The organism is Streptomyces sp. NPDC000345, from assembly GCF_042898825.1.
Taxonomy (GTDB): domain Bacteria; phylum Actinomycetota; class Actinomycetes; order Streptomycetales; family Streptomycetaceae; genus Streptomyces.
Genome location: NZ_JBIAZE010000013.1, coordinates 211,315 through 236,641, shown reverse-complemented (window position 1 = coordinate 236,641; position 25,327 = coordinate 211,315). Strand labels below are relative to the sequence as shown.

Here is a 25,327-nt window from a genome sequence, read left to right as displayed (position 1 = left end):
ACCGCAGTTGGGAGCACTGATGGCACGCCGTACCCACAGCAGACGGTTCCTCGGGGCCGCCGCGCTGACCGCCCTGGCCACCGGGGCCGCCCTGCTGAGCGTCCCCGCTCAGGCGCAGGCCGACGCCGCCGTCACGGTGACGCCGGACCCGTCGTACGGGCAGGACGCGTTCGAGGGCTGGGGCACCAGCCTGGTCTGGTTCGCCAACGCGACCGGCGACTACCCGCCCGCGATCCGGGAGAAGCTCGCGAAGCTCCTCTTCGACGACGGCGGCCTCGCGCTGAACATCGCCCGGTACAACATCGGCGGCGGCAACGCGCCGGACGTCAAGGACTACCTGCGCGCAGGCGGTGCCGTCGAGGGCTGGTGGAAGGCCCCCGAGGGCACCACCCGTACGGACACCGACTGGTGGAGCGCGGACGACCCGGCGGACTGGAACAAGGACGCCGACGCCACCCAGCGCTGGTGGGTGGAGCGCATCAAGGACGACATCGACCACTGGGAGACGTTCAGCAACTCCCCGCCGTGGTTCATGACCGAGAGCGGATACGTCTCCGGCGGCTTCAACGCCAACACCGACCAGCTCAAGGCCGCCTCGGTCGACGACTTCGCCGCCTACCTCGCCGGGGCGACCAGGCTCCTGGAGAAGTCCGAGGGCATCAAGGTCGACACGATCGACCCGTTCAACGAGCCCAACACCGGCTACTGGAGCACGCGCCTGGGCTCGGACGGCCAGCCCGTCGGCGGCCGGCAGGAGGGCGCCCACATCGGGCCCGAACTCCAGCAGAAGGTGCTCGCCGCGCTGCCGACCGCGCTGAAGAAGGCCAAGGTCAAGGCCGAGATCTCGGCGATGGACGAGACCAACCCGGGCATCTTCGCGACGAACTGGAACTCCTACTCGCAGGCCTCCAAGGACGCCGTCGGCCAGATGAACGTCCACACCTACGGCACCTCGCAGCGCACCACCGTGCGCGACCTCGCCAAGGCGGCCGACAAACCGCTGTGGATGAGCGAGGTCGAGGGTGACTGGGGCGACGGGCAGAGCTTCACCGACATGCGCCCGGGTCTCGGCCTCGCCCAGCAGATCGTCAACGACCTGCGCGAACTGGAGCCCAAGGCCTGGGTGTTCTGGCAGCCGGTCGAGGACTACGACAACATGAAGCCGGGCGGCGAGTCCGCGAAGGGCGGCAACTGGGGTTCCATCCAGCTGCCGTTCAGCTGCACCTCCGCGGACACGCTGGAGTCGTGCCCGATCCACACGAACACCAAGTTCGACACGGCGCGCAACTTCACGCACTTCATCAAGCCCGGCGACAAGCTGATCAAGGTGGACGACACCTCCAGCGCCGCCGCCGTGACCAAGGACGGCAAGGGCGCCTCGCTCGTCCACGTCAACTCCACCACCGCGGCCCGTACGGTCACCATCGACCTGTCGAAGTTCCGCACGGTCAAGGGCGACGCGACCGTCACCCCGGTCGTGACCAGCGCCGACGGCAAGCTCCAGAAGCAGGCCCCGGTCAAGGTCGTCGACGGCAGGGCCTCGTTCACCGTGCCCGCCCAGTCCGTGACCTCCTTCGCCGTCAAGGGCGTCTCCGGCGTCGCGAAGAACGCGGGTCTCTTCAGCAAGGGCCACTCCTACACGCTGACCGGCGTGCAGAGCGGCAAGGCCGTGACCGTCGCGGCCAACGGTACGAACCTGGTCATCGGCTCGGCCAACGGCTCCGTCGCCCAGGAGTGGCAGCTGGACGCCCGCTACGGCAAGAAGGGCAACCGCCAGCGGTACGTGTTCGCCAACCCGGCCGAGGGCAAGCGGCTCGCCGTCAGGGACAACGTGCCCGTGGTGGAGCCCGACACCGGGGAGCGGGACCCGGCCACCGAGTGGATCATGTCGACCACCGGTGACGGCACCTGGACCCTGGTCAACGTGGCCACCGGACGACTCCTCGAGGTCGGCGGCCAGGCGACGAACGAGGGCGCGGCCGTCACCACCTGGCAGGCCAACTCCGGTTCCAACCAGCGCTGGAGGGTCACGGACGTGGCCCCGTAACCCTCCTAGGCACCTGCCTCCGCCCGCATCGCGATCGTCGTGACGCGGGCGGAGTGCCGTGCGGGGACCTCGGCCGGGACGCGTTCCAGGACGCCGCCCGCGAAGACGTCGTACAGCGGCAGGGTCTCGAGGTGGACATAGCCGATGTGGCAGTCGCAGACGGCGAGCGGGCAGGGCCGGGGGCGCAGGGCGGCGCGGTAGGTGCCGTCGTAGAGGTTGCCGAGTTCGGCGCGGACGAAGTGGCAGCGGCGGACCGTGCCGTCGCCGTCGACCGAGACGACCGACTCGCCGGTGCGGCAGGGCAGTCCGGCGCTGGCGTGCGGGTGGCGGCTGTACGGGAAGAGCGGGTCGAGCGCGGTCCACACCTCGGCCTGCGCGTCGGTGTACGGGTGGCCCTCGGCCGCGTTGACCCACAGATAGACGTGCTCGGGCAGGTCCGCGCGCAGCCGGCGCGCCGCTTCGAGGTGCTCGGCGAGGCCGACGATCCCGACGCTGAAGCGGATCCCGCGCCCGGCCAGGTCACGGCACTTGGTGAGGAAGCGGTCGTAGGGCGTCTGGCCCGGGTGGTACGTGCACCACAGGGCCAGGGTGTCGTGGTCGGCCTCGGTGAGCCAGTCGGTGCGGCAGCTGAGGTTGGTCTGGATGGCGACCCGGCGGATGTGCGGGAGGTGGGACAGCTCCGTGAGGGTGCGCCGGTACCAGGAGCGCACGAGGCCCTCGCCCCAGGGGGTGAAGAGGACCGAGAGGCGGTCCTCGGTCCGGGCCGCTGCCCACCGGGCGAACCGTTCCAGGGCGGCGCGGTCGGCGCGCAGTTGAGCGGTCGAGTCGCGGCGCTTGGCGAACGGGCAGTAGGGGCAGTCGTAGTCGCAGGAGGCGAGCGGGCCCCGGTAGAGGAGGGTCAGGTCCATGGCGGGCCGGTCACTTCCTCTCGTAGGCGGCCATGGCGGCGCGCACGGCCGGGGAGAACAGCTCGGGGCCGATGGCGTCGGAGTGGGCCAGGCCCTCCGGGGTGAGCCGCAGCGTCGCGGGATCGGCGTCGGTCAGCCACCCCCGGTCGGCGAAGCGCCGCAGCTGCGCGCCGAAGTCGTCGGCCGGGGTGCCGCCGAAGCGGGCGCGGTAGTCCTCGACGGGGAGCCCGTCGGCCTGGAGGAGCGACTGCAGGAGGTGGCGGCGGCGTGCCTCGCGCGCGTCCATGCGGTAGCCGACCTCGGCATGGGCGAAGTCGTCGGCCGTGACGTAGGTGTCGACGATGGCGCGGATCTGGTGCATGTCGACGGCGTAGTCGAAGGAATAGTGCAGACCCGCGGTGTAGGAACGGGCGCCGCAGCCGAGGCCGATCATGCCGTCGGTCTGGCAGGCGTAGTCGTCGGCGCCCCGGTGCGGGGCGTCGGTGCGGCGGAACATGCGCATGGACTGCTGGGTGTAGCCGTGCGCGAGGAGGTGATCGCGGCCGGCGCGGTACAGGCGCAGCCGCTGTTCGTCCCAGGCGGGGTCGGGGCCGGGGCCGCGGGTGCGACGGTCGAGGCCGGTGAGGGGGCGGACGTAGAGGGGGTACAGGTAGAGCTCTTCGGGGCGCCAGGCCAGGGCCGCGTCCACGGAGTGCCGCCAGGTCCGCTCGGTCTGGCCGTCGATGCCGTAGATGAGGTCGATGTTGAGGACCGGGATGCGGGCGTCGCGGACGCGGCCGAGGGCCGCCTCGACGTCGGCGCGGCGCTGCGGGCGTACGGCGGCCCGGGCCTCGGCGTCGACGAAGCTCTGGATGCCCAGGCTGAGGCGGGTGGTGCCCCGGTCGGCCAGGACGGCGAGCCGGTCGGCGGTGGCCGTGGCGGGTGAGGCCTCGACCGACAGCGGGAGCGCGCGCAGGTCGGCACCCATGCGCTGCTCGGCGATGTCGCAGAGCCGCTCCAGTTCGGCGGCGGTGAGGAAGGTGGGCGTGCCGCCGCCGAAGGCGGCCGTGGCGAACCGGACCTCGTCCGTGTCGCCCAGGGCGTCCCGTACGGCGCTCGCCTGCCGTTCCAGGGCGTCCAGGTAGGCGCCGGTCAGGCCGTCGGGGGCGCCGATGCGGGTGAAGAGGTTGCAGAAGCCGCAGCGGACCTCGCAGAACGGTATGTGCAGGTAGAGGGAGAGGGCGTTCTTGGGTTCGGTGGCCCACAGGTCGGTGAGGGCCGGGCGGTCGGGGAGTCCGCGGTAGGCGGTCTTGTGGGGGTAGGCGTAGACGTAGTGCTGGTAGGGGCTGGTGAGCTGGGCTGTGGTCATCGGGCGGCCTCGGCGCTGTGGTCCAGGAAGAAGTGGGCGTACGGCACGGTCCACACGGACTCGTGGCCGAGGCGGTGGCCGGTGTAGCCGTCGTCGCCGTAGGCGGTGCCGTGGTCGGAGCAGACGATCGCGAAACAGCGGCGTCTGCTGCTCGCGGCGGCGAAGAGCCGGCCGATGTGCCGGTCGACGTACTCGAGGGCGGCGGCGTGTGTGGCGCGGGTGTCGCCGGCCTCGCGGGTCGCGCCGGGCAGGTGGAACCAGTTCGGCTGGTGCAGGGCGGAGACGTTGACGAACAGGAACAGCCTTTGGCCGGCGGGGAGTTCCCGGACGGCCTGTTCGGCGTGGGCGACCTGGTTCTCGAAGGAGCGGGGCGAGGTGACGCCGAACTCCGGCGTCCAGTGGGAGTCGTGGAAGAGGCCGGGCAGCACCGAGCCGAGCGGGCCCTGCTTGTTGAAGAACCCCACTCCCCCGACGCACACGGTGTGGTAGCCGGCCTCGGCCAGGCCGGAGACCAGGTCCGGGGTGTCGTGGACGAAGGTGCCGTCGGCGGTGGTCTCGCTGCCCGCGAAGCTCGCCGCGAACAGGCGCGGGTGCGGGCCGGGAGCGGCCGGGGTCGGCAGGAAGCCCGCGAAGATGGCCTGGTGGGAGGCGTAGGTGAAGCTGCCCGGGGCGTGCCGCTTCTCCCAGCGGCCGCCGGGGAGGTGACGGGCGAGGTTCGGGATGCGACCCGTCTCGGCCAGCTCGGCGGCCACGTCGTAGCGGAGAGTGTCGAGGGTGACCAGGAGGATGTCGTGGCTGCCGACGACGTCCTTCATGTCGGGCTCAGGCATGGGGTGTTCCTGTTCTGTGCCGGTCGTGCAGTACGGCGGCCACCTGGGCGCCGTAGGTGTCCAGGCCCTCGGCGCCGCTGCCGGCCAGGCCGGTCAGGCGGGGCAGCAGATCGCCGAAGGCGTTGACCTCGCCCACGGCCGCTCTGCGCCAGCCGACGGCCGGGAGCAGGTCGACGCCGACGCAGAGGGTGCGCGGGAAGCAGGCCGCGGCCTGTTCGCACACGCCGAGGACGTCGGCCCAGCGGGCGCCCGCCGCCTCGACGGCGCGCCGGGCGGCGTCGAGGTCGCCGCGGCTGCCGCCGAGGTGAAGGTTGGTCAGGGGGTGGCGGCTGGTGCGGACCACCGCGTGGGTGGCCCGCCCGGCCACGACGACGACTCTCAGGTCGGCGGCGCGGCCCTCCTGGGAGGCCTTGGGCAGCCAGCGTTCGAGGTGCAGACCGTCCGGGGCGAGCGCGTCGACGATGGCCGCGATGTCCTGCTCGCGGTCGTAGCGGCGCACTTTGAGGGAGTTGTACAGACGGCCGTCCGGGGCGCGTTCCACCGAGGTGGTGGCCCTGATCCGGCCGCCGCCGCCCGACTCGACGGCGAGGACGCCGGACGCGGACGACCCGTGCGCGGGTTTGACGAACAGCCGGTGCATCCGGTGCTCGCGCATCAGCGCCCGTACGTCGTCCCAGCCGCGCACCGGAGGCGCGCCCGGGCCCGAGGTGGGCGAGGCGGGTACGGGGATCCGTGCGGCGTCGAGGACGGCGTGGCAGCGGCGTTTGTCGAACAGCACGGCGAGGTCGTCCGGGTCGTCGAGGCGGCTGCCGCCGCGCAGGCCGCGCACCGCGGCGGTGAAGCGGGCGTACCAGCGGGCCGAGCCCTCGACCCGGGTGGGGTCGTCGGTGCCCCGCAGCAGGCGGTCGACCTCGTCGTCCTCACCGGGTGAGTCGACGCGGACGATCTCGTCGGCGGCGAAGTCGGCGCCGCCGCCGCGCAGCACGTCCCGCCAGGGGACGATCCGCGGGGCGGGGAGGCCGGCGGCGCGCACCGCGTCGCCGAAGAGGGCGACGCGGCGGTTCCCGGGGTTGCCGACGACCGCGAAGCGCGGACCCGGCGGGACGGGTGTGCTCACTCGCCCACGGCGACGTAGCGCCAGACCGTGCCGTCGTCCTCCGTGTCCTCGTCGGCGTCGTCGCGGTCGAGGTCCAGCTCGACGCCGGCCAGGGTCTGCCGCAGGCGGTCCTGGAGCGGCTCGGTGAGGTAGTGGTGGTGCAGGTCGAGCTTCTTGAGATGGGTCAGCGGCTGCCCGCCGAGCAGGGCGGCGGCACCCTCGTCGGTCAGGATGCCCATGGAGAGGTCCAGCACCTCCAGCCGGGCGACGACCGGCGCGGAGGCGACGGCCGCGGCGACGGCGTCCTGCATCTCGCTGTTGCGCAGGGCGAGGTGACGCAGGCTCGGCAGCCGGGCGCCGGACAGGATCGGCTCCAGGTCGGCAACCTCGCTGTCGCCGCCGTAGTCGGGGGTGCCGAGCCACAGGTCGAGGTGCTCCAGGGCGGGCAGGTCGCTGCCGCCGACTCCGCGCACCACCTCGGCGTGCAGGCCGCCCGCCTCGATGACGAGCTTGCGCAGCGCGCCGTGGCGCACCGAGGGGAACTCCAGCCCGGAGCCGCCGCGCACCCCGAACTCCTCCAGTGCGGGGAAGGCCGTGAGCAGCGGGGTGACGTCGGTCTGGTTGATCCAGGAGATCTCGCACTCCTCCGACTCCATGTCGCCCACGAACAGGGCGCGCAGCGCGGGGAAGCGGTCCCGGGCCCCCACCAGGGCCTCGACGACGGCGGTGGGCTCGGTGTCGTACGCCTCCTGCCAGGCACCGACGATCAGGGCGCGCACCCGGGTGGTGTCGACGGCCTCACAGAAGCGGGTGAACGCCACCGTCCAGTCCTCGTCGGCGTCGTAGACGTCGCTGCTGATCCGCCAGGCGGAGCCGTCCGCGTCGGGCAGGTCGTCCGTGCGCGCGTCGGGGCCCGGGAAGGTGTAGGCGGGCAGCCCGTACAGCGAGACGAGGTGGGTGGCGTAGGACATAGGGCTGCTCCTGTGCGGAAAACGTGTGCGATCCCTGATGCCCGCAGTTGTACCAACAGGCACTGACAGCGCCGGGCGGCGGGGCCGGGTTCTGGGGCGTTGTCAGTGGTGGCCCGTACGTTCGTGGTCATGAGGCCGGTGCGCGGTGCACCCGGCGGTGAGGGGAGAGCCATGTACCGGCAGGGAGACGTGCTGATCGTGCCCGTGGACGCGGAGGCGGTGCCGCCGCATGTGGCGCGGGCGCCGCGGGAGGCCCGGGACGGGCGGGGGCGGCTGGTGCTGGCGCTGGGCGAGGTCACCGGGCACGCCCATGCCGTGGTGGGGCCGGGTGATCTGGTGCGCGAGCCGGGGCCGTTCGGTCCGCTGCTGCTGCATCTGCCGCAGGGCGGCCGGGTCGTGCACGAGGAGCACGCGGTGATCGCCCTGCCGAAGGGCTGGTACCGGGTGATCCGGCAGCGGGAGTACGTGCCGGGGTCCGTGCGGATCGTGGCGGACTGAACGGGAAGCGGGCTGAACGGGAAGTGGGGGAAGCGCAGATGACGACGACGGCGATGCGGGTGACGGCAGTGGCCTCCGACGAGAGTGCCCGCGTCTGGCGGGCGTGTGCCGCGGCGACCGGTCCCGCCGACCGGGCGGCCGCCGAGGCCGGTGTGCGCCGTGCCTACCGGCAGGCCGGGCTGGCCGAGCCGGTACAGGTCGTGTGGGCGGGCTCGCCGCGCGAGGCGGTGACCCTGATCCGGGCGATGACCGGCACCGGTGCGAGCGTGCGCGAGACCGTGCGCAGCGCCCCCTGGGCGGGCCAGCGGCAGCGGCTGCATCAGGAGTTGGGCCCGGCGGGCTGGCCGGCCCACTGGGCGGCGACCGGTGGCAGGCTGTGGGACTCCACCCAGACGCTGGTGGACCGGATCCGGGCCGGCGTCCTGGAGGAACTGGCCGGCGGGGACACCGGCAGGGAGGCCGCGGAGATCCGGCTGATCCTGCTGGACGCGGTGCTGGGACAGCACGACGCGCCGTGGCTCGCCGCGTTCCTCACGGACGACGGTCCGCTCGACGGGCTGGCCGCGGTGTGCCGCAGCGCCGGCTGGTGGTGGCCGTTCGAGCGGGTGGCGGTGGTGTGCGAGCGGCCCGTGGCGCTGTACCGCGACGAGGCGGGCCGGCTCGACCGCGGGGACGGCCCGGCGCTCGCCTACCCCGACGGCTTCGCCCTGTACGCCTGGCGCGGTATGCCGGTGCCGGCCGGTTTCCTGGCGGAACTGCCGGCGCTGACCCCGGAGCGCATCCGCTCCGAGGAGAACGCCGAACTGCGCCGGGTGATGCTGGAGTACTACGGCTACGACCGCTATCTGGCGGACTCCGGGGCGCGTCCCGTCCACCGGGACGAGACGGGCGTCCTGTGGCGGATCGACCTCCCGGACGACGAGCCGGTGGTGATGGTGGAGGTCCTCAACTCCACCCCGGAGCCGGACGGGACGCGGCGCACCTACTGGCTGCGGGTGCCGCCGTCGACCCGGACGGCGCGCGCGGGCGTCGCGTGGACGTTCGGGCTGGAGGCGGACGTGTACGCGCCGGTGCGGGAGACGTGAGGCGGAGCGCCTCGTGGTGCGGGAGACGGGGGTCCGGACGGTCCTCCGGGCCGTCGCCGGGTGCGGGCGGCGCGCGGCCGCCGGGCCTCAGGGCCGGGCGCCGGCGCGGGCCAGGACGTCCGTGACCACCTCGCGGACGTGTTCCCTGGCCGGGGCGGGCAGGGCGCCGAGGTCCGTGCGCTCCAGGGCGTGCAGGGCGTGGTCGGCGTCCGGGGCGAGCGGTGTGGTCTCGCTGAGCACCTCGTAACCGTCGCGCACCGCGACACGCAGCTCTCCGGGGCCGTCGCCGTCGGCGTGCGCCGCGGCGGCGACGACGAGGGGCGGCGGGCCGCCCGCCTCGCCCTCCACCTTGCGGTGGCCGCTCACCAGCGGGGTGCGCCAGCGCAGGGCGAGCAGGAGGTGACGCTTCGCCAGCAGCTCGGTGAGGTCCGTCTCGGACACGCCGTCGGGTTCCAGGACCGTGGCGCGGGCGTCGAGGACGAGGGCCGCGGGGAGCAGACAGCGCAGCGTGCTGCCGACGATGTTGCCGCCGACCGTGGCGGTACGGCGCACCGCTCCCGTGCCCACGCCGGCGGCCGCGCGGTGCAGCACCTCGGGCACGGTGGCGTCGACGCGGTGCAGCAGCACGGCCCCGCCGAGTTCCTCGGAGCCGACCACGTTCGCCTCCGGCAGGTTGCGCAGGGACAGCGCCTGTTCGGGGAAGCCGTCCCGCTGCCAGGCGGCCCACACCAGCGTGGCGCCGCCGATCGGGACCGCGCCCTCGGCCAGACACCGCTGTGCTTCCGCTATGGAGGCGGGGAGACGCAACTGCACGACAACCGACCTGCCTTCCCGGGTAGTTCGGGGGGAGGACCTCGTCGCTCACCCGCATGATCAATGGCCGAACGGATTCTGCCCAGGCGCGTGGGGGCGCATACAGGGCTCATCGCTGCACCGCGCGCGAGGTGAAAATGCGTTGCGGCCGGTCCCGCCGCCGCCGACCCTTGGCCCATGCCCCTCGTCCTGCGTCCCGCCACCCTCGCCGACGCGCCCGCCGTGACCGACCTGCTCAACGCCGTCGACGTGATCGAGATCGGCCGGCCCGAGACGGATCTGCACACCGTCGAGGCCGATCTGAAGCACCCCGAGACCGACCTGGAGCGGGACTCCTGGCTCGCGTTCGACGGAGAGCGGCTGGTGGCCTACGGGCTGCTGTGGGACGAGTCGGGCGGCGAGCGCATCGACATCGACCACTACGTGCTGCCCGACCGGCAGGAGGCGGGGCGGCTCGTCCTGGAGGCGATGGAGGCCAGGGCGCTCGGGAAGGCGCGGGAGAACGGCGCCGGGCGCGCCATGGTGCATCTGCATCTCAACATCGAGCCCACGCTGGACACTTCGCTGATCCGGGCGCGCGGGTGGTCCGTCGTACGGCGCTATCACGTGCTGCGGCGGGCCGTGGACCCCGTCGAGGACCGGGCGCCGTCGCTGCCCTCCGGGGTGCGGCTGCGGTCCTGTGCCACCGAGGCGGACCGCAGGCGTGTCCACGAGCTGTACCAGGCCTCGTTCGCCGGGCACTTCGACTTCCAGCCGCGCGGCTACGAGCAGTGGCTGCACGATGTGGACGCCGGCGGGCTCGACTGGTCGCTGGTGTGGATCGCCGGCACGGACGAGCAGGGGGACGCGGGGTTCCTGCTGGCCCGTGACGACCGGGAGGCGATGGGCTGGATCCGCAGCATCGGTGTGCTGCGGGAGGCCCGGGGGCGCGGTCTGGCGGGGCTGCTGCTGCGGCACGCCTTCGCGGCCTTCGCCGCCCGGGGACGGGACACCGTCGGGCTCGGCGTGGACACCGCCAACGCGACCGGCGCGCCGGCGCTGTACGCGCGCCACGGGATGAGCCTCCACTACGCCGTGGACACCTGGGAGACCGTGCTGAGCTGAGCCCGCCGGGGCCGGCCCGTCAGCCGCCCGACGACAGCCAGGGCCGCGGATCGGTGTAGTAGCCGTCGTAGATCACCTCGAAGTGCAGGTGGGGGCCGGTGGACAGGCCGGTGGAGCCGACCCGGCCGACCGGGGTCCCGCTCTGCACGGTCTGTCCCGCGGTGACGTCGATGCGGGAGAGGTGACTGTACGTCGTCTCCAGCCGCTTGCCCTCGATGGTGCCGTGGTCGACGACGACCCGGTTGCCGTAGGCCTTCGTCAGGGCCGCGAAGACGACGGTGCCCGCGCGGGCCGCGGAGACCTGGGCTCCCTGGGGCGCGCCGAAGTCCACGCCGGTGTGGAGCTTGGTGACGCCGGTGAGGGGGTGCTTGCGGGAGCCGTAGGGGGAGGTGATGGTGAGGGTGGTGACGGGCGGGGCCAGGATGGCGTCCGCCTGGGCGCCCGCGCCGCCGCTCGGGTCCTCCCGGTCGAACTCCGCGTACTTCGCGAACAGGGCCTTGACCTCGGTGAGGTAGGTCTTCGCGGCGGCGGGAACGCGTCCCGCCTTCGTCACGGCGTCCGTGCCGACCGCGTAGGCGGCGAGGGTGAGGTCGACCAGGTCCCCGTTGATGGTTCCGTCGGTCCTGAGGTCGGTGACCTTTCGGGCGAGGGAGCAGTCCCGGCGGCCGAGCGCCATGATGGCGTCCGCGGGATCGGTCGGCGAGGACGCGCCGTTGCCGTCGTCGTCCTTGCCCCAGGTGCGCCACTCCTCGTCGGTGAAGGCGGCGACGCCCTGTCCGCCGGAGAGTCCGGCCGTGTCGTTGTTCCAGCCGGTGAGCTGGTCGATCTGGGCGGCCAGGACGGAGGGGGTGACGACCGTGCACGCGTCGGCGGCCTTGCGCAGCCAGGGGCCGTAGGTCGCGTTGACGCCGGAGACGGCGTCCTGTCGGGGGCTGTCGCCCGGCGTCCGGTCGTCGGGGAGTCCGCCGGTCAGGGCGAGGACTCCGGCCACGGCGGACAGGGTGAGCAGGCCGGGCAGGACCAGGAGGGTGAAGGTGCCCGGGCCCCGGCGGCGGGGGCGCGCGGCGGAGGACTGCGGTGCGGCGGCGGGCCGGTGCGGGCAGGTCTCCTGCGCGGAGGCACCGGGTCGGTCGGTGTCGTGCCCGGGGGCCGGGTGCTCGGTCTGGGGGATGTCCACGGCGTGCTGGTCGCTCACGCGGCGAGCTCCGAAGAGGCCGGGGCATCCGTCACGGGCCGTTCCGCAAAAGTGCAGGTGTTCACGGGCGGACGGTAGCCCGTGGCCCGGCGCGCGTCACCGGACGCGAGGGCAGAGGTGCTGCCCGCAAGGGCAGAACCGTCCCCCGGCGGGGGACGGGGGGACCGGGTGGACGGGGGTGCCGCCAGAAGGACCGGTGCACGGGCAAGCGGCGCGCTGGGCGGTGAGGGTCTCGGCGTGGGTGGGAGCGGGAACCCCCGGACGGGGGCCGCTCGGCGCGGGTCTGCGCCCGCGGGGACGGGTGACGGTGCGTGGTCGCCGGCGGACGACCGCCGGCGACCACCCGGTCAGCCCACCTCGACGAGCAGGTCACCGCCCTCCACCTGCTGGATGCGGTTGATGGCGAGCCGGCTCACCCGGCCGCCCTTCGGGGCGGTGATGGTGGCCTCCATCTTCATCGCCTCGATGGTGGCCACCGTGGCGCCGGCCTCCACCTCGTCGCCCTCGGAGACGGCCAGGGTCACCACGCCCGCGAAGGGGGCCGCGACATGGCCGAGGTTGGCACGGTCGGCCTTCTCGGTCACCGGGATGTCGGAGGCCGCCGCCCGGTCGCGGACCTGGATGGGCCGCAGCTGGCCGTTGAGGCTGGACATCACGGTGCGCAGTCCGCGTTCGTCGGCCTCGCCGACGGCCTGCAGCTCGATCAGCAGGCGGACGCCCGGTTCGAGGTCGACGGAGTACTCCTTGCCCGGGCGCAGACCGTAGAAGAAGTCCTTGCTGTCCAGGACGCTGGTGTCGCCGTAGGTCTGACGGTGGGTCTCGAAGTCGCGGGTCGGGCCGGGGAAGAGCAGCCGGTTCAGGGTGGCGCGCCGGGACTTCTCCAGGCCCTCGCGGTCCTCGGCGCTGAGGTCCTTGACCGGCTTGGCCTCGGTGCGGCCCTCGAGGGCCTTGCTGCGGAAGGGCTCCGGCCAGCCGCCGGGCGGGGTGCCCAGTTCGCCGCGGAGGAAGCCGATGACGGAGTCGGGGATGTCGTAGCGGTTGGGGGCCGCCTCGAAGTCCTCGGGCGACACGCCGGCGCCGACCAGGTGCAGGGCGAGGTCGCCGACCACCTTGGAGGAGGGGGTGACCTTGACCAGGTGGCCGAGGATGCGGTCGGCGGCGGCGTACATCGCCTCGATGTCCTCGAAGCGGTCGCCGAGGCCGAGCGCGACGGCCTGGGTGCGCAGGTTGGACAGCTGGCCGCCCGGGATCTCGTGGTGGTAGACGCGTCCGGTCGGGGAGGCGAGGCCCGCCTCGAACGGGGCGTAGATCCGGCGGACGCTCTCCCAGTACGGCTCGAGGTCGCCGACGGCCTGGAGGTCGAGGCCGGTGGGCCGCTCGGAGTGGTCGGTGGCGGCAACGATCGCGGAGAGCGAGGGCTGCGAGGTCGTACCGGCCATGGAGGCCACCGCGCCGTCGACCGCGTCCGCGCCCGCCTGGATCGCGGCGAGGTAGGTGGCGAGCTGGCCGCCGGCGGTGTCGTGGGTGTGCAGGTGGACCGGCAGGTCGAACTCACGGCGCAGGGCGGAGACGAGCTTGGCGGCGGCCGGGGCGCGCAGCAGGCCCGCCATGTCCTTGACGGCCAGCACGTGGGCGCCGGCCTCGACGATCTGCTCGGCCAGGCGCAGGTAGTAGTCGAGGGTGTAGAGGCGCTCGTTCGGGTCGGACAGGTCGGAGGTGTAGCAGAGGGCGACCTCGGCGATCGCGGTGCCCGTCTCGCGTACGGCGTCGATGGCCGGGCGCATCTGGCCTACGTCGTTGAGCGCGTCGAAGATGCGGAAGATGTCGATGCCGGTGGCGGCGGCCTCCTGGACGAAGGCGTCCGTCACCTCGGTGGGGTACGGGGTGTAGCCGACGGTGTTGCGGCCGCGCAGCAGCATCTGGAGGCAGATGTTGGGGACGGCCTCGCGCAGGGCGGCCAGCCGCTCCCAGGGGTCCTCGGCGAGGAACCGCAGGGCGACGTCGTAGGTGGCGCCGCCCCAGCACTCCAGGGAGAGCAGACCGGGCAGGGTCCGGGCGACCAGCGGGGCGGAGGCGAGGAGGTCCTTGGTGCGCACGCGGGTGGCGAGCAGGGACTGGTGGGCGTCGCGGAAGGTGGTGTCGGTGACGCCGATGGTCGGTGACTCGCGCAGCCAGCGGGCGAAGCCCTCGGGGCCGAGGTCGATCAGCCGCTGCCGGGAGCCCGCGGGCGGCTCGCCGGACGGCAGGGGCGGCAGCTTGGTGGTCGGCTCGATCAGCTCGGGCCGTTCTCCGTGCGGCTTGTTGACGGTGATGTCGGCGAGGTAGGTGAGCAGCTTGGTGCCGCGGTCGGCGGAGGAGCGGGCGGTCAGCAGGTGGGGGCGCTGCTCGATGAACGAGGTGGTGACCCGCCCGGCCTGGAAGTCGGGGTCGTCGAGGACGGCCTGCAGGAACGGGATGTTGGTGGCCACGCCGCGGATGCGGAACTCGGCGACGGCGCGCCGGGCGCGCCGGACGGCGGCCTCCAGGTCCCGGCCCCGGCAGGTGAGTTTGACCAGCATCGAGTCGAAGTGGGCGCTGATCTCCGTACCGGCGTGGGTGGTTCCGCCGTCGAGACGGATGCCGGAGCCGCCCGGGGAGCGGTAGGCGCTGATGCGGCCGGTGTCGGGACGGAAGCCGTTGGCGGGGTCCTCGGTGGTGATACGGCACTGCAGGGCCGCGCCGCGCAGGGTGACCGTGTCCTGGGAGAGGCCGAGGTCGGCGAGGGTCTCGCCGGCGGCGATGCGCAGCTGTGCCTGGACCAGGTCGACGTCGGTGACCTCCTCGGTGACCGTGTGCTCGACCTGGATGCGGGGGTTCATCTCGATGAAGACGTGGTTGCCGTCGGGGTCGAGGAGGAACTCGACCGTGCCCGCGTTGCGGTAGCCGATCTGGCGGGCGAAGCGCACGGCGTCGGCGCAGATCCGCTCGCGCAGCCCGGGGTCGAGGTTGGGCGCGGGGGCCAGCTCGATGACCTTCTGGTGGCGGCGCTGGAGCGAGCAGTCGCGCTCGAACAGGTGGATGACCTCGCCCTGCCCGTCGGCGAGGATCTGCACCTCGATGTGGCGGGGGTCGACGACGGCCTTCTCCAGGAAGACGGTGGGGTCGCCGAAGGCCGAGGCGGCCTCGCGGGACGCCGCCTCGATGGACTCGCGCAGTGCGGCCGGGTCCGCCACGCGGCGCATGCCGCGTCCGCCGCCGCCGGCGACGGCCTTGACGAAGACGGGGAAGCCGATCTCCTCGGCGGCCCGCACCAGTTCGTCGACGTCGTTGGAAGGCGCGGAGGAGCCGAGGACGGGGACGCCGGCCGCGCGGGCCGCCGCGACCGCGCTCGCCTTGTTGCCCGTCAGTTCGAGGGTGCGGGCGTCGGGTCCGACGAAGGTGATGCCCGCCTCCTCGCAGGCCCGCGCGAGTTCGGGGTTCTCGGAGAGGAACCCGTACCCGGGGTAGACGGCGTCCGCGCCCGCCCTGCGCGCCGCGCCGACGATCTCCTCCACGGAGAGGTAGGCGCGCACCGGATGTCCCGGTTCGCCGATCTCGTACGCCTCGTCTGCTTTCAGCCGGTGCAGCGAGTTGCGGTCCTCGTGCGGGAAGACGGCGACCGTACGCGCGCCCAGCTCATAGCCGGCGCGAAACGCACGGATCGCGATCTCGCCACGGTTGGCGACCAGCACCTTGCGGAACATTCTGGACCCCTTCAGCCTGCCGGTGACGGGACCCATCGTGGCGGTGAGTGACCGGGTTGGCCATGTGAGTCGGGCCACTCACCGCATGTCTCGCTCGATCGGACCGTGCCCGCTACCTTCGACGGTCGATCATGTCGCCGTCGCGGGTGAGGGCGTTGAGCCGTACGGCGATCAGCGGCCCGGCGCGCGGGGCGAGGATCTGGTGCGGGGAGGCCGTACGGCCGAGCGTGTCGCCGGGGTGGGCGAGGGCGTTGCGATGCCCGCCTGCTCGGCGACGGCGAGCATCCGGCCGTCGACGTGCGCGGGCGCGCCGGCGATCACCTCCGTGTCCCTCACGGACGGCGACGGCGGCACCGGCCGCCCCGCACCGGTGGTGGGCCCTCATGGCATGGCTGGAATCCACAACACCGCGCCGAGAGGCGGGGCTTGACGGGCGCCGGCTCACCGTTCGACTGGTCGGACATTGTTCGAGAACTCTTGACGCGGCCGTGTACACCGTTTGACACTCTCGCAACATCACGTCACACGGCTGAAACGGCGGTCTCCCATGACGCATAGAAAACGCTTCCGCGACCATGCGAGACGCGGGGCGGGACGACTGGCCGCCCTGACCGCCGTGTCCCTGCTCGCCGGGCTCGTCTCGGCCGCTCCCGCGCAGGCCGCCGGCACCGCGGACGTCACGGACGGACTGGCCCTCTGGTACAAGCTGGACGGCGCCTCCGGTACGACGGTGACCGACGCCTCCGGCCACGGCCTCGACGGCACGGTCAACGGCACCGCGGACTGGTCGTCGTCCGGTCAGGGACTCGCCTTCAACGGCTCGGACACCTACGTCAAGGTGCCGAACGACGTGATGAAGGGCCTGACGTCGATCAGCGTCGCGATGGACGTCAAGATCGACGCGGCCCAGTCCACGCCGTACTTCCTCTACGGCTTCGGCAACTCCAGCGGCAGCAGCGGCAACGGCTACCTGTTCACCACCGGCAACTCGTTCCGCACCTCGATCGCCGGCGGCAACTGGTCGACGGAACAGACCACCAAGCCCTCCGACTCCCGCAATCTGACCCGCGCGGTGTGGAAGCACGTCACCTACACCCAGACCGGCACCACCGGCGTCCTGTACGAGGACGGCGTCGAGGTCGCCCGCAACACCTCGGTGACCATCACCCCCGGCGCGATCGGCTCCGGCACGACCACCGCCAACTACCTGGGGAAGTCGGTCTACTCGGGGGACAAGCTGTTCAAGGGCGGCATGCGCGACTTCCGGGTGTACGACCGCGCCCTGGCCGCGTCCGAGGTCGAGCAGCTCGCGCTCCCCGTCGCCACCCAGGGCCTCGAGGACGACAAGGCGGCCCTCGACCTGGGCGACACCGGCGCGGTGACCGCCGACCTCACGCTGCCGAAGACCGGTACGGCAGGCGGCTCCACCATCACTTGGGCCAGTGACAACCCCGGCCTCGTCACGGACGCGGGCAAGGTGACCCGCCCCACCGCGGGTCAGCCCGACGGGCACGCCACCCTCACCGCGACCCTGAAGAAGGGCACCGTGACCGCCACCAGGTCCTTCGACGTCACGGTCCTCGCGGCCTTCGACGACCAGACCGCGACCGAGCGGGCCGCCGAGGCCCTGACCGTCCACAACCTCGACGACGCACGCGGCAACCTCACCCTGCCGGCCTCCGGCACCTACGGCACGGACGTCACCTGGTCCTCCGCCGACCCGGACGTCGTCTCGGCCGACGGCGTGGTCCACCGTCCCGCGCACGGCGCGGGCACCACCACGGCCGACCTGACCGCGACGGTCACCAAGGGCGACGCGAAGTCGACCCGGGTGTTCACCGCGAAGGTCCCCGAACTCCCCGCGAAGGAAGCCCTCAAGGGCTACATGTTCAGCTACTTCACCGGCGAGGGCACGGCGAACGGCGAGCAGCTCTACGCCGCGCTCAGCAAGGGCGACGACCCGCTGCACTGGCGTGAGCTCAACGACGGCGAACCCGTGCTGACCTCGACCCTCGGCGAGCAGGGCCTGCGCGACCCGTTCATCATCCGCTCCCCCGAGGGCGACAAGTTCTACCAGATCGCCACCGACCTCAGGATCTACGGCAACGGCGACTGGGACGCCGCCCAGCGCACCGGCAGCAAGTCCATCATGGTCTGGGAGTCCACCGACCTGGTGCACTGGACGGACCAGCGCCTGGTGCGGGTCTCCCCCGACAGCGCCGGAAACACCTGGGCGCCCGAGGCGTACTACGACAGCGACCTCGGCGAGTACGTGGTGTTCTGGGCGTCGAAGCTGTACGACAACGAGGCGCACTCCGGCGACACCTACAACCGGATGATGTACGCCACCACCCGCGACTTCTACACCTTCAGCGAGCCCAAGGTCTGGATCGACCGCGGCTACTCCGTCATCGACTCCACGGTCATCCAGCACGACGGCACCTACTTCCGGCTGTCGAAGGACGAGCGGAACAACACCTCCTCCACGCCCAACAGCAAGTTCATCTTCGAGGAGAAGAGCGACTCGCTGCTGAACCTCTCCTGGGACGCGGTCGCCGAGGGCATCGGCAAGGGCGCGATGAGCGCGGCCGAGGGTCCGCTGGTGTTCAAGTCGAACACCGAGGAGAAGTGGTACGCGTTCCTCGACGAGTTCGGCGGCCGCGGTTACATCCCGTTCGAGACCACCGACCTGGCCGCGGGCGACTGGACCCCGGTCGCCGACTACGACCTGCCGTCCCGGCCCCGCCACGGCACGGTCCTGCCGGTCACCCAGGCCGAGTACGACCGGCTGCTGCGCGCCTACCAGCCGGACCAGCTCGTCACCGGCGTCGAGGACATCTCGGTGAAGACGCGGACCGGCGAGGCGCCGGTGCTGCCCGCGACGGTGATCGCCACCTACTCCGACGGGGTCGACAGGCCGGTGGCCGTGAGCTGGGACGACGTCCCGGAGTCGGCGTACGCGCAGGCCGGCACGTTCACGGTGAGCGGAAGCCTGCCCGACGGCGCCGCGATCCCCGTGCAGGCCGAGGTGACGGTCTCCGAGGAGGGCGCCGACGTGCCCGCCGACCTGCTCCTGCACTACGGCTTCGACGAGACGTCCGGCAACATCGCCGTCGACTCCAGCGGCCACGGCCACCACGGCACCTACGCCCGTACGCCCGCCTTCGGCACCGGCGTGGACGGCGGCTCGTTCAGCATGTCCGGCGCGAGCGACTCGCCGTATGTGAAGATCCCGAACGGCGTGTTGAAGAACGCCGACAGCGTGACCGTCTCGACGTACGCGAAGTGGAAGGGCGGCAGCAGCTGGCAGTGGCTGTTCGGGCTCGGTCCGGACAGCGACAAGTACCTCTTCGCGAGCCCCTCCAACGGCTCCTCGAAGCTGTACTCGGCCATCACCAAGGCGAGTTGGTCGGCGGAGTCGAAGCTGACGGCGGGCTCGCAGCTCACCGCGGGCCAGTGGCGCCACGTGACCGTCACCCTGGACGGCTCGACCGGCACGATGATCCTCTACGTGGACGGCATCGAGGCGGCCCGGGCGGCCGGCGTCACCATCAAACCGTCCGAGCTGTACGACGCCGACAAGGACTACAGCGGGTACATCGGCCGCTCCCTCTACTCGGCCGACCCGTACTTCGGCGGTGAGGTCGACGACTTCCGTATCTACGACCGGGCGCTGTCGGCGGCCGAGGTGATGGAGCTGAGCGGCAACACGACGGGCATCGCGCGGGCGACCGCCTCCTCGCTGAAGGTCGACGCGCTCATCGACAACGCGGACAGCCGCATCACGCTCCCCTTCAAGGAGGGCACCGACCTCACCGCGCTGGCACCGGAGTTCACCCTGGCCCACGGCGCGGCGATCAGCCCCGCCTCCGGCAGCGTGCAGGACTTCACCGAGCCCGTGCGGTACGAGGTCACCGGCTCCGACGGCGAGAAGCGCACCTGGACGGTCTCGGCGCTGATCATGAAGAGCCCGGTGCTGCCGGGGCTCAACGCCGACCCGAACATCGTCCGCTTCGGCGACACCTTCTACATGTACCCGACGACCGACGGCTTCGAGGGCTGGAGCGGTACGCAGTTCAAGGCGTACTCCTCGACCGACCTGGTGCACTGGACGGACCACGGCGTCATCCTCGACCTGGGTCCCGACGTGAGCTGGGCGGACAGCAGGGCCTGGGCGCCGACGATCGCCGAGAAGGACGGGAAGTACTACTTCTACTTCTGCGCCGACGCGAACATCGGCGTGGCCGTCTCCGACTCGCCCACGGGTCCCTTCAAGGACGCGCTCGGCGCGCCGCTGCTGAAGGCGGGCCGGCTGAGCGGCCAGATGATCGACCCGGCCGTGTTCACCGACGACGACGGCCAGTCGTACCTCTACTGGGGCAACGGCCACGCGTACGTGGCGCCGCTGAACGCCGACATGACCTCGATCGACACCGCGCAGGTGAAGGACATCACGCCGAGCGGCTACAACGAGGGCTCGTTCGTGGTGAAGCGCGAGGGCACCTACTACTTCATGTGGTCGGAGAACGACACCCGGGACGAGAACTACCGCGTCGCCTACGCCACCGGTCCCTCCCCCACCGGCCCCTGGACCAAGCGGGGCGTGATCCTGGAGAAGGACGCCTCGCTGGGCATCCTGGGCACCGGCCACCACTCGGTCGTCCGGGTCCCGGGCACGGACGACTGGTACATCGCCTACCACCGGTTCGCGATCCCCGGCGGTGACGGCACCCACCGTGAGACCACCGTCGACAAGATGGAGTTCGACGCGGACGGCCTGATCGAGAAGGTCGTGCCCACGCTGACCGGCGTCGACCCCGTCGCCGTCGTGCACGCCGGCCCGGACGTCACGGGCACGGAGGGCGACGCGATCGCCCTGAACGGCACGCACTCCGGCGCGGGAAGCCCGAAGTGGACGGCCGTGCAGGGCGCGCCCTGCACGATCGCGGACGCGGGGATGGCCCGGACCACGGTGACCTGCGCCGACAACGGCACGTTCACCCTCACCCTGACCGGTGGACGCAGCACCGACACGGCCGTCGTCACGGTGAGGAACGCGGCCCCGGCCGTCACGTCCGTCACCGGCCCGACGGGCCCGGTCCCGGCCGGCCGCCGTACGGTCGTCACGGTGTCCTTCACCGACCCGGGCACCGCCGACACCCACACCTGCTCCGTCGACTGGAAGGACGGCACCAGGCCGTCCGCCGGCACGGTCACCGCGACCGGCTGCCGCGCCGAGCACACCTACGCCTCGGCGGGCATCCGCAGGCCGGTGGTCACGGTCACCGACGACGACGGCGCGTCGGCCGGCCGTACGCTCCCGGAGGTCGTCGTGTACGACCGCTCGGCCGGTCCGGTGGTGGGGGCGGGCGCCGTCGGCCCCCGGGGCTTCTTCACCGTCGCCGCCCGCTACCTCCCGCAGGCCGCCACCCCGCTCGGCCAGGTCACCTACGTCTCCGGCCCGGCCCGGGTGAAGTTCCGCTCCACCGGTCTGGACTGGCTCGTCGTCACCGGCTCCAAGGCCGTCGTCGAGGGCTCCGGCACGGTGGGCGGCAAGAAGGGCTACGGCTTCCGGGTCACGGCCACCGACCACCCCGACACCTTCGCGATCAGGATCTGGAAGAAGTCCGACGGGACCGTCGTCCTCGACACCGGGGCAGGGGTGAAGCCCGGCTCCGTGACGATCGGCACCCACCGCCGCTAGGAGCGGGGTGAGGTCAGGGGTCCCCCGCTGTCGCGGGGGACCCTTTCGTCATCCGGCGGCCAGCAGCGCCTCCAGTGCGGTCGCGGTCTGCGGGTGGCGGGCGAGGAGTGCGGCGCCCGGGGCGGCGGGAGCGGTGGTGTCCCAGGTTCCCTCGTAGCCCAGCAGGTCCGTCAGCGCGTCGCAGGTCGCCGGGTGGGCGGCCAGGAGCGCCGCGCCGGAGGCGCCGCCGCCCGCCGGCGGGAGGACGGCACGCGGAGGTGCCTCCGGGAGCCGCCACGGCGGAACCCAGGTGTCCAGCTCCGCGAGCCGGGCCGGGAAGATCCGGCCGGCCTCGCGGACGATCAGCGGGGCCAGTTCGCCGCCGCCGGCACGCAGGGTGGTGATGAGGGTCGGCAGCCAGGGCAGCAGGACCCGGTCGGGCAGCCGGGCGAAGGCGTTCGAGACCGCCTCGACGACGAAGTCCGCCAGGCCCGGCACCGGCTCCAGGGCGTGTACGAACCCGCTCAGGTAGCGGGGGTACGCCGGCACCACCAGGGGGTTGGCGAGCAGGCCGTCGCAGCGCTCCCGCAGAGCGGCCCGGGACAAGGTGCCCAGGTGGGTCCGGGCCGCCCACAGCAGGGCGGTCCGTGCGGGCTCGGCCGGGTGGGACTGGGCGAGGGCCAGCTCCAGCTGGGTGCGGTCGCAGCCGAGCGACAGGGCCAGGCTCTCCATGCTGAACAGGAAGCCCAGCATCGCCGCGACCTGGCGGACGGTCGCCTCCTCGTCCGTGAAGGCGGTCGGCAGCCGGGTGCAGTAGTGCGCGTACCCGGTCTTGACGAAGGACTCGATCCACGGCGGCAGGACCGGTTCGCTGGTGCGGTAGTAGGCCAGCAGACGGCGGACGCGGCGCAGCACCTCGGGTGCGCCGTCGACGCTGCGCTCACCCGCCAGGACCTCCAGGGCGCGGGTGCCCAGTTCGTCGGCGAGACGGCGGCTGCGCAGGTGGAGGATCGCGTCCTCGACCGTCTCCAGGACGGTCGCGGCGGTGGCCTCAGGCGCGTACGCGGTGCGGCGCAGCCGCTGCTCGAGGACCTGCTCGATGCTGACGCCCTCGTAGCCCAGTTCGATGAGCGCGCGCTGGTGGGTGCCCAGGGCGAGGTCCCAGGACTCCTGGATGGGGCGTTCGCCCAGGCTGCGGTCGCCCATGATGGGCCGGGCGGCTCCCTGGGGCAGCAGCCGGCGCAGCATCCACAGCACGTCGGAGCAGTGCGCCAGTTCGGGCCGGGAGGCGATGTCGAGCAGGGCCCGCTGCACCCCGCGCTGCTGGAGTCTCAGGTTCAGCGGGGCGAGCCGGTCGTGGACGTCGCGGGCCAGGGGCGGCAGCGCGTCGTAGCCGACCTGGCCGACGCGGTCGCCACCCATCATGATCTCCACCAGCCTGCGCACGTCGCGCCGGCCCGGTACGGCGTCCTTCTCGATGCAGGTGACGGCCGCGTCCTGGAAGTCGTACGGGGTCGGCTTGGCACGGTCGCGCATGCCGGCCAGCAGGATCGACGTCTCGAAGACGGCGATGGCGTCGGCGGTGGAGGCGAGGTAACCGTTGCGCCGGGCGGCGCGCACGATGTCCACCGACCAGCCGAGCAGTTCGGCCTCGTCGAGGGGGTCGAGGGCGGGCGGCCGCTGGAGGAAGCCGGTGAGCCGGTCGGCGGGCGGTGCCGCGGCGGCGGGTGACGCCGCGGGCAGGCCCTTCCTCGGTTTCGTGCCCGCCTGGCCCGCCAGCCGGTAGGGCCGCACGCGGGTGCGCTTGAGGTTCTTGGCCCATTCCGTCGCGGCGATGGACACCGAGCCGGCGGCCAGGCCGAACTGCGCCTCGATCGCGGCGTGGCTGGACGGGATCAGGCCGTGCCGCCACCGGGTGCCGCTGGGCGGGCTGATGGTGAAGGTGTCGCTGCCGTGCACGCCGAACTCGGCCACACGGCTCGCGGCGTGGAACGCGCCGCAGACGTAGAGGCAGTCGGCGGGGTCGGTGCCGGTGGCGGCGAGGTGCTCGCGCATCCGGGTCCACATGTACCGCTCGCGGTCCTCGTCGACCCGGACCTTGTGCGGTTCGCCGGGGGCAAGGCGCCGGAAGAGGCTGCCGATGAGCAGCATCACCTGACGGTAGGTGTCGTGGTCGCTGTCGCCGAGGGGCAGTTCCACGTACTGGTGCCACCACTCGGACCAGTGGCGGACCCGGCCGTGCCGCAGGAGGTGTTCCTCCAGTTCGGCGAAGCGGGGCCGCAGGTCGCCGATCTCCACTCCGACGGCGTCTCCGTGCAGTGCGCTCTCCTCGCCGGCCGCCGGCGCGTCGGGGTCCGCCCCGGCGGCCGGTCCCGGCGTCTCCCCCGGTGGCTCCTCCTGGTTCTCCCACTGGAAGACGTGGTCCGAGGAGCGGTCGACGAGGACCAGTTCGACGCCGGGGGTGTCCAGGGCGTAGGCGATGGCCTGGTACTCGGCGGACGCCTCCGTGACCGGGGCGACGACCGACAGCGGCGACCAGTCGGCGGGGAAGCCCTCGACCTCCGTCGCGAACGCCTGGACGGCCACCGGGAGGCGGCAGTTGCGCAGTTCGGTGAGGAGCGGCGCCATGTCCTCGCACAGCTCCAGGTACACCACCTTCGGCTGCTTCTCGCGCAGCCGGCGGGCCATGGCGATCGCCGAGGCCGGTGAGTGATGGCACACCGGGAAGATCTCCAGGGGCTCGCGCACCGCGCGCTCGACGTCGTCGACGATGCCCCGGAGGATGCCTTCGAGGGCACCCGGTCCGTCGGCGAACGCCGTGGCCGCCTCGTGGAGTTGGCCGCGCAGCGCCTCGAACGTGCCCCCGCTCGTGACGCCGCTCATGACAGGGTCGCGATCGCGTCGCGGCCGCCTGCGAGGAACTCCGGCCAGGAGCCGCCCTCTTCCTTGCTGCGGGGTTCGACGACGCCGTGCAGGTACTTGTTGAGGATGGCGAGGTCCTCGGGCTCGCGCCGGGCCAGGGAGCCGACGAGGGAGGAGGCGAGGGTGTGGGCGGTCAGGGCGCGCTCGCCGAAGAAGTTGCTGTGCAGGATGGCGTCCTCGAGGACGCCGATCTGCTCGGCGGTGGACAGGGCGGACTCCAGTTTCTCGTCGTCGCTGCCGGCGGCGGCCGCGGAGGCGCGCAGGTCGGCGAAGCTCTGCAGCAGCACGTCCAGCAACGTGGGCGGGACGTCGAGTTCGATCTGGTGGCGGCGCAGGAGTTCCTCGGTGCGGAAGCGGACGATCTCCGCCTCGCTCTTCTTGTTCGTCACCACGGGGATGCGGACGAAGTTGAAGCGGCGCTTGAGGGCGGAGGAGAGGTCGTTGACGCCCCGGTCGCGGCTGTTGGCGGTGGCGATGACGGAGAAGCCGGGCTTGGCGAAGACGATGTTGTCGCCGCCGGCGCCGTCCAGTTCGGGGACCGAGATGTACTTCTCCGACAGGATCGAGATCAGCGCGTCCTGCACGTCGCTGGTGGACCGGGTGAGTTCCTCGAAGCGGCCGATGGTGCCGGTCTCCATCGCGGTCATGATCGGCGAGGGGATCATCGACTCCCGTGACTGGCCCTTGGCGATCACCATGGAGACGTTCCACGAGTACTTGATGTGGTCCTCGGTGGTGCCCGCGGTGCCCTGCACCACCTGGGTGGAGTTGCGGCAGATCGCCGCGGCCAGCAGCTCGGCGAGCCAGCTCTTGCCGGTGCCGGGGTCGCCGATGAGCAGCAGCCCGCGGTCGGAGGCGAGGGTGACGATGGAGCGCTCGACGAAGCTGCGGTCGCCGAACCACTTCTGGTCGATCTGGCGGTCCAGGCCGTCGGCGCGCTCGGAGCCGAGGACGAACAGGCGGACCATCTTCGGGGAGAGGCGCCAGGAGAACGGCTTGGGGCCGTCGTCGACCGACTCCAGCCAGTCCAGTTCCTCGGCGTACTTGATCTCGGCGGGGGCGCGCAACAGGTCGGTCATCACAGTGCCTTTCTCAAAGCGTGGGT

At 72.5% G+C, this 25,327-nt stretch carries 16 protein-coding genes; 5 read left to right on the top strand and 11 right to left on the bottom strand.

Annotated elements, in window-relative coordinates; all coding sequences use genetic code 11:
• Positions 1 to 19 precede the first annotated feature (19 nt).
• Positions 20 to 2,047 (top strand): glycoside hydrolase, encoded by a 2,028-nt coding sequence (locus ACFY30_RS28935; RefSeq protein ID WP_390848092.1) that lies wholly within the window; start codon positions 20 to 22, stop codon positions 2,045 to 2,047.
• A gap of 5 nt (positions 2,048 to 2,052) precedes the next feature.
• Here ACFY30_RS28935 and ACFY30_RS28930 read toward each other — a convergent pair whose 3' ends face one another.
• The 5 genes from ACFY30_RS28930 to ACFY30_RS28910 are packed head-to-tail and all read right to left on the bottom strand — an operon-like array spanning position 2,053 to position 7,200.
• Complete coding sequence (locus tag ACFY30_RS28930; protein ID WP_390848091.1) at positions 2,053 to 2,955, bottom strand: STM4011 family radical SAM protein; 903 nt, start codon at positions 2,953 to 2,955, stop codon at positions 2,053 to 2,055.
• A 10-nt stretch (positions 2,956 to 2,965) separates the two neighbouring features.
• Complete coding sequence (locus ACFY30_RS28925; protein ID WP_390848090.1) at positions 2,966 to 4,303, bottom strand: STM4012 family radical SAM protein; 1,338 nt, start codon at positions 4,301 to 4,303, stop codon at positions 2,966 to 2,968.
• Positions 4,300 to 5,118, bottom strand: a complete 819-nt coding sequence (locus ACFY30_RS28920; protein ID WP_390848114.1) for an STM4013/SEN3800 family hydrolase — start codon at positions 5,116 to 5,118, stop codon at positions 4,300 to 4,302. Before ACFY30_RS28920 ends, ACFY30_RS28925 begins: the two co-directional genes overlap by 4 nt.
• A gap of 7 nt (positions 5,119 to 5,125) precedes the next feature.
• Positions 5,126 to 6,250 carry an STM4014 family protein gene (locus ACFY30_RS28915; RefSeq protein ID WP_390848089.1) on the bottom strand — a complete coding sequence of 375 codons (1,125 nt, stop codon included), beginning with the start codon at positions 6,248 to 6,250 and terminating at the stop codon, positions 5,126 to 5,128.
• Positions 6,247 to 7,200 carry an STM4015 family protein gene (locus ACFY30_RS28910; protein ID WP_390848088.1) on the bottom strand — a complete coding sequence of 318 codons (954 nt, stop codon included), beginning with the start codon at positions 7,198 to 7,200 and terminating at the stop codon, positions 6,247 to 6,249. Before ACFY30_RS28910 ends, ACFY30_RS28915 begins: the two co-directional genes overlap by 4 nt.
• A 171-nt stretch (positions 7,201 to 7,371) precedes the next feature.
• On the opposite strand from ACFY30_RS28910, the gene ACFY30_RS28905 reads away from it, so the two are divergent.
• Entirely contained in the window at positions 7,372 to 7,698 is a 327-nt protein-coding gene (locus ACFY30_RS28905; protein ID WP_390656778.1) for a hypothetical protein, read from the top strand.
• 38 nt (positions 7,699 to 7,736) lie between these two features.
• Positions 7,737 to 8,783 (top strand): DUF6745 domain-containing protein, encoded by a 1,047-nt coding sequence (locus ACFY30_RS28900; RefSeq protein ID WP_390848087.1) that lies wholly within the window; start codon positions 7,737 to 7,739, stop codon positions 8,781 to 8,783.
• Between the two features lie 87 nt (positions 8,784 to 8,870).
• On the opposite strand, the gene ACFY30_RS28895 is transcribed toward ACFY30_RS28900, so the two are convergent.
• A complete protein-coding gene (locus ACFY30_RS28895) occupies positions 8,871 to 9,596 on the bottom strand; it encodes an FAD binding domain-containing protein (protein WP_390848086.1) in 726 nt (241 codons plus the stop codon).
• Between the two features lie 177 nt (positions 9,597 to 9,773).
• Here ACFY30_RS28895 and ACFY30_RS28890 point away from each other — a divergent pair, with 177 nt between their 5' ends.
• Positions 9,774 to 10,700, top strand: coding sequence for a GNAT family N-acetyltransferase (locus ACFY30_RS28890; protein ID WP_390848085.1), 927 nt, complete (start codon positions 9,774 to 9,776; stop codon positions 10,698 to 10,700).
• A gap of 19 nt (positions 10,701 to 10,719) precedes the next feature.
• On the opposite strand, the gene ACFY30_RS28885 is transcribed toward ACFY30_RS28890, so the two are convergent.
• The 3 genes from ACFY30_RS28885 to ACFY30_RS28875 all read right to left on the bottom strand — a co-directional run bounded on the left by ACFY30_RS28885 (position 10,720) and on the right by ACFY30_RS28875 (position 16,002).
• Complete coding sequence (locus ACFY30_RS28885; RefSeq protein ID WP_390848084.1) at positions 10,720 to 11,895, bottom strand: M23 family metallopeptidase; 1,176 nt, start codon at positions 11,893 to 11,895, stop codon at positions 10,720 to 10,722.
• A gap of 347 nt (positions 11,896 to 12,242) precedes the next feature.
• Positions 12,243 to 15,617 carry a pyruvate carboxylase gene (locus tag ACFY30_RS28880; RefSeq protein ID WP_390848083.1) on the bottom strand — a complete coding sequence of 1,125 codons (3,375 nt, stop codon included), beginning with the start codon at positions 15,615 to 15,617 and terminating at the stop codon, positions 12,243 to 12,245.
• A gap of 112 nt (positions 15,618 to 15,729) precedes the next feature.
• Positions 15,730 to 16,002, bottom strand: coding sequence for a hypothetical protein (locus ACFY30_RS28875; RefSeq protein ID WP_390848082.1), 273 nt, complete (start codon positions 16,000 to 16,002; stop codon positions 15,730 to 15,732).
• Between the two features lie 162 nt (positions 16,003 to 16,164).
• Between ACFY30_RS28875 and ACFY30_RS28870 the strand changes: the two genes are divergently transcribed.
• The gene (locus tag ACFY30_RS28870) at positions 16,165 to 21,321 is read left to right on the top strand and encodes a family 43 glycosylhydrolase (RefSeq protein ID WP_390848081.1); all 5,157 of its coding nucleotides are present in this window, start codon (positions 16,165 to 16,167) and stop codon (positions 21,319 to 21,321) included.
• A 48-nt stretch (positions 21,322 to 21,369) separates the two neighbouring features.
• On the opposite strand, the gene ACFY30_RS28865 is transcribed toward ACFY30_RS28870, so the two are convergent.
• Both ACFY30_RS28865 and ACFY30_RS28860 read right to left on the bottom strand, forming a co-directional pair.
• Positions 21,370 to 24,183: a hypothetical protein gene (locus tag ACFY30_RS28865; RefSeq protein ID WP_390848080.1), complete on the bottom strand. Its 2,814-nt coding sequence runs from the start codon at positions 24,181 to 24,183 to the stop codon at positions 21,370 to 21,372.
• Positions 24,180 to 25,301: an AAA family ATPase gene (locus ACFY30_RS28860; protein WP_390848079.1), complete on the bottom strand. Its 1,122-nt coding sequence runs from the start codon at positions 25,299 to 25,301 to the stop codon at positions 24,180 to 24,182. The genes ACFY30_RS28865 and ACFY30_RS28860 overlap by 4 nt, the downstream gene beginning before the upstream one ends.
• Between the last annotated feature and the right edge of the window lie 26 nt (positions 25,302 to 25,327).

What these genes read in the sequence shown, in the direction of transcription:
- ACFY30_RS28875 (WP_390848082.1), bottom strand. Translation starts at nt 16,002, where the DNA reads ATGAGGGCCCACCACCGGTGCGGGGCGGCCGGTGCCGCCGTCGCCGTC.
- ACFY30_RS28925 (WP_390848090.1), bottom strand. Translation starts at nt 4,303, where the DNA reads ATGACCACAGCCCAGCTCACCAGCCCCTACCAGCACTACGTCTACGCC.
- ACFY30_RS28920 (WP_390848114.1), bottom strand. Translation starts at nt 5,118, where the DNA reads ATGAAGGACGTCGTCGGCAGCCACGACATCCTCCTGGTCACCCTCGAC.
- ACFY30_RS28870 (WP_390848081.1), top strand. Translation starts at nt 16,165, where the DNA reads ATGACGCATAGAAAACGCTTCCGCGACCATGCGAGACGCGGGGCGGGA.
- ACFY30_RS28900 (WP_390848087.1), top strand. Translation starts at nt 7,737, where the DNA reads ATGACGACGACGGCGATGCGGGTGACGGCAGTGGCCTCCGACGAGAGT.
- ACFY30_RS28880 (WP_390848083.1), bottom strand. Translation starts at nt 15,617, where the DNA reads ATGTTCCGCAAGGTGCTGGTCGCCAACCGTGGCGAGATCGCGATCCGT.
- ACFY30_RS28930 (WP_390848091.1), bottom strand. Translation starts at nt 2,955, where the DNA reads ATGGACCTGACCCTCCTCTACCGGGGCCCGCTCGCCTCCTGCGACTAC.
- ACFY30_RS28905 (WP_390656778.1), top strand. Translation starts at nt 7,372, where the DNA reads ATGTACCGGCAGGGAGACGTGCTGATCGTGCCCGTGGACGCGGAGGCG.
- ACFY30_RS28910 (WP_390848088.1), bottom strand. Translation starts at nt 7,200, where the DNA reads ATGTCCTACGCCACCCACCTCGTCTCGCTGTACGGGCTGCCCGCCTAC.
- ACFY30_RS28865 (WP_390848080.1), bottom strand. Translation starts at nt 24,183, where the DNA reads ATGAGCGGCGTCACGAGCGGGGGCACGTTCGAGGCGCTGCGCGGCCAA.
- ACFY30_RS28860 (WP_390848079.1), bottom strand. Translation starts at nt 25,301, where the DNA reads ATGACCGACCTGTTGCGCGCCCCCGCCGAGATCAAGTACGCCGAGGAA.
- ACFY30_RS28935 (WP_390848092.1), top strand. Translation starts at nt 20, where the DNA reads ATGGCACGCCGTACCCACAGCAGACGGTTCCTCGGGGCCGCCGCGCTG.
- ACFY30_RS28890 (WP_390848085.1), top strand. Translation starts at nt 9,774, where the DNA reads ATGCCCCTCGTCCTGCGTCCCGCCACCCTCGCCGACGCGCCCGCCGTG.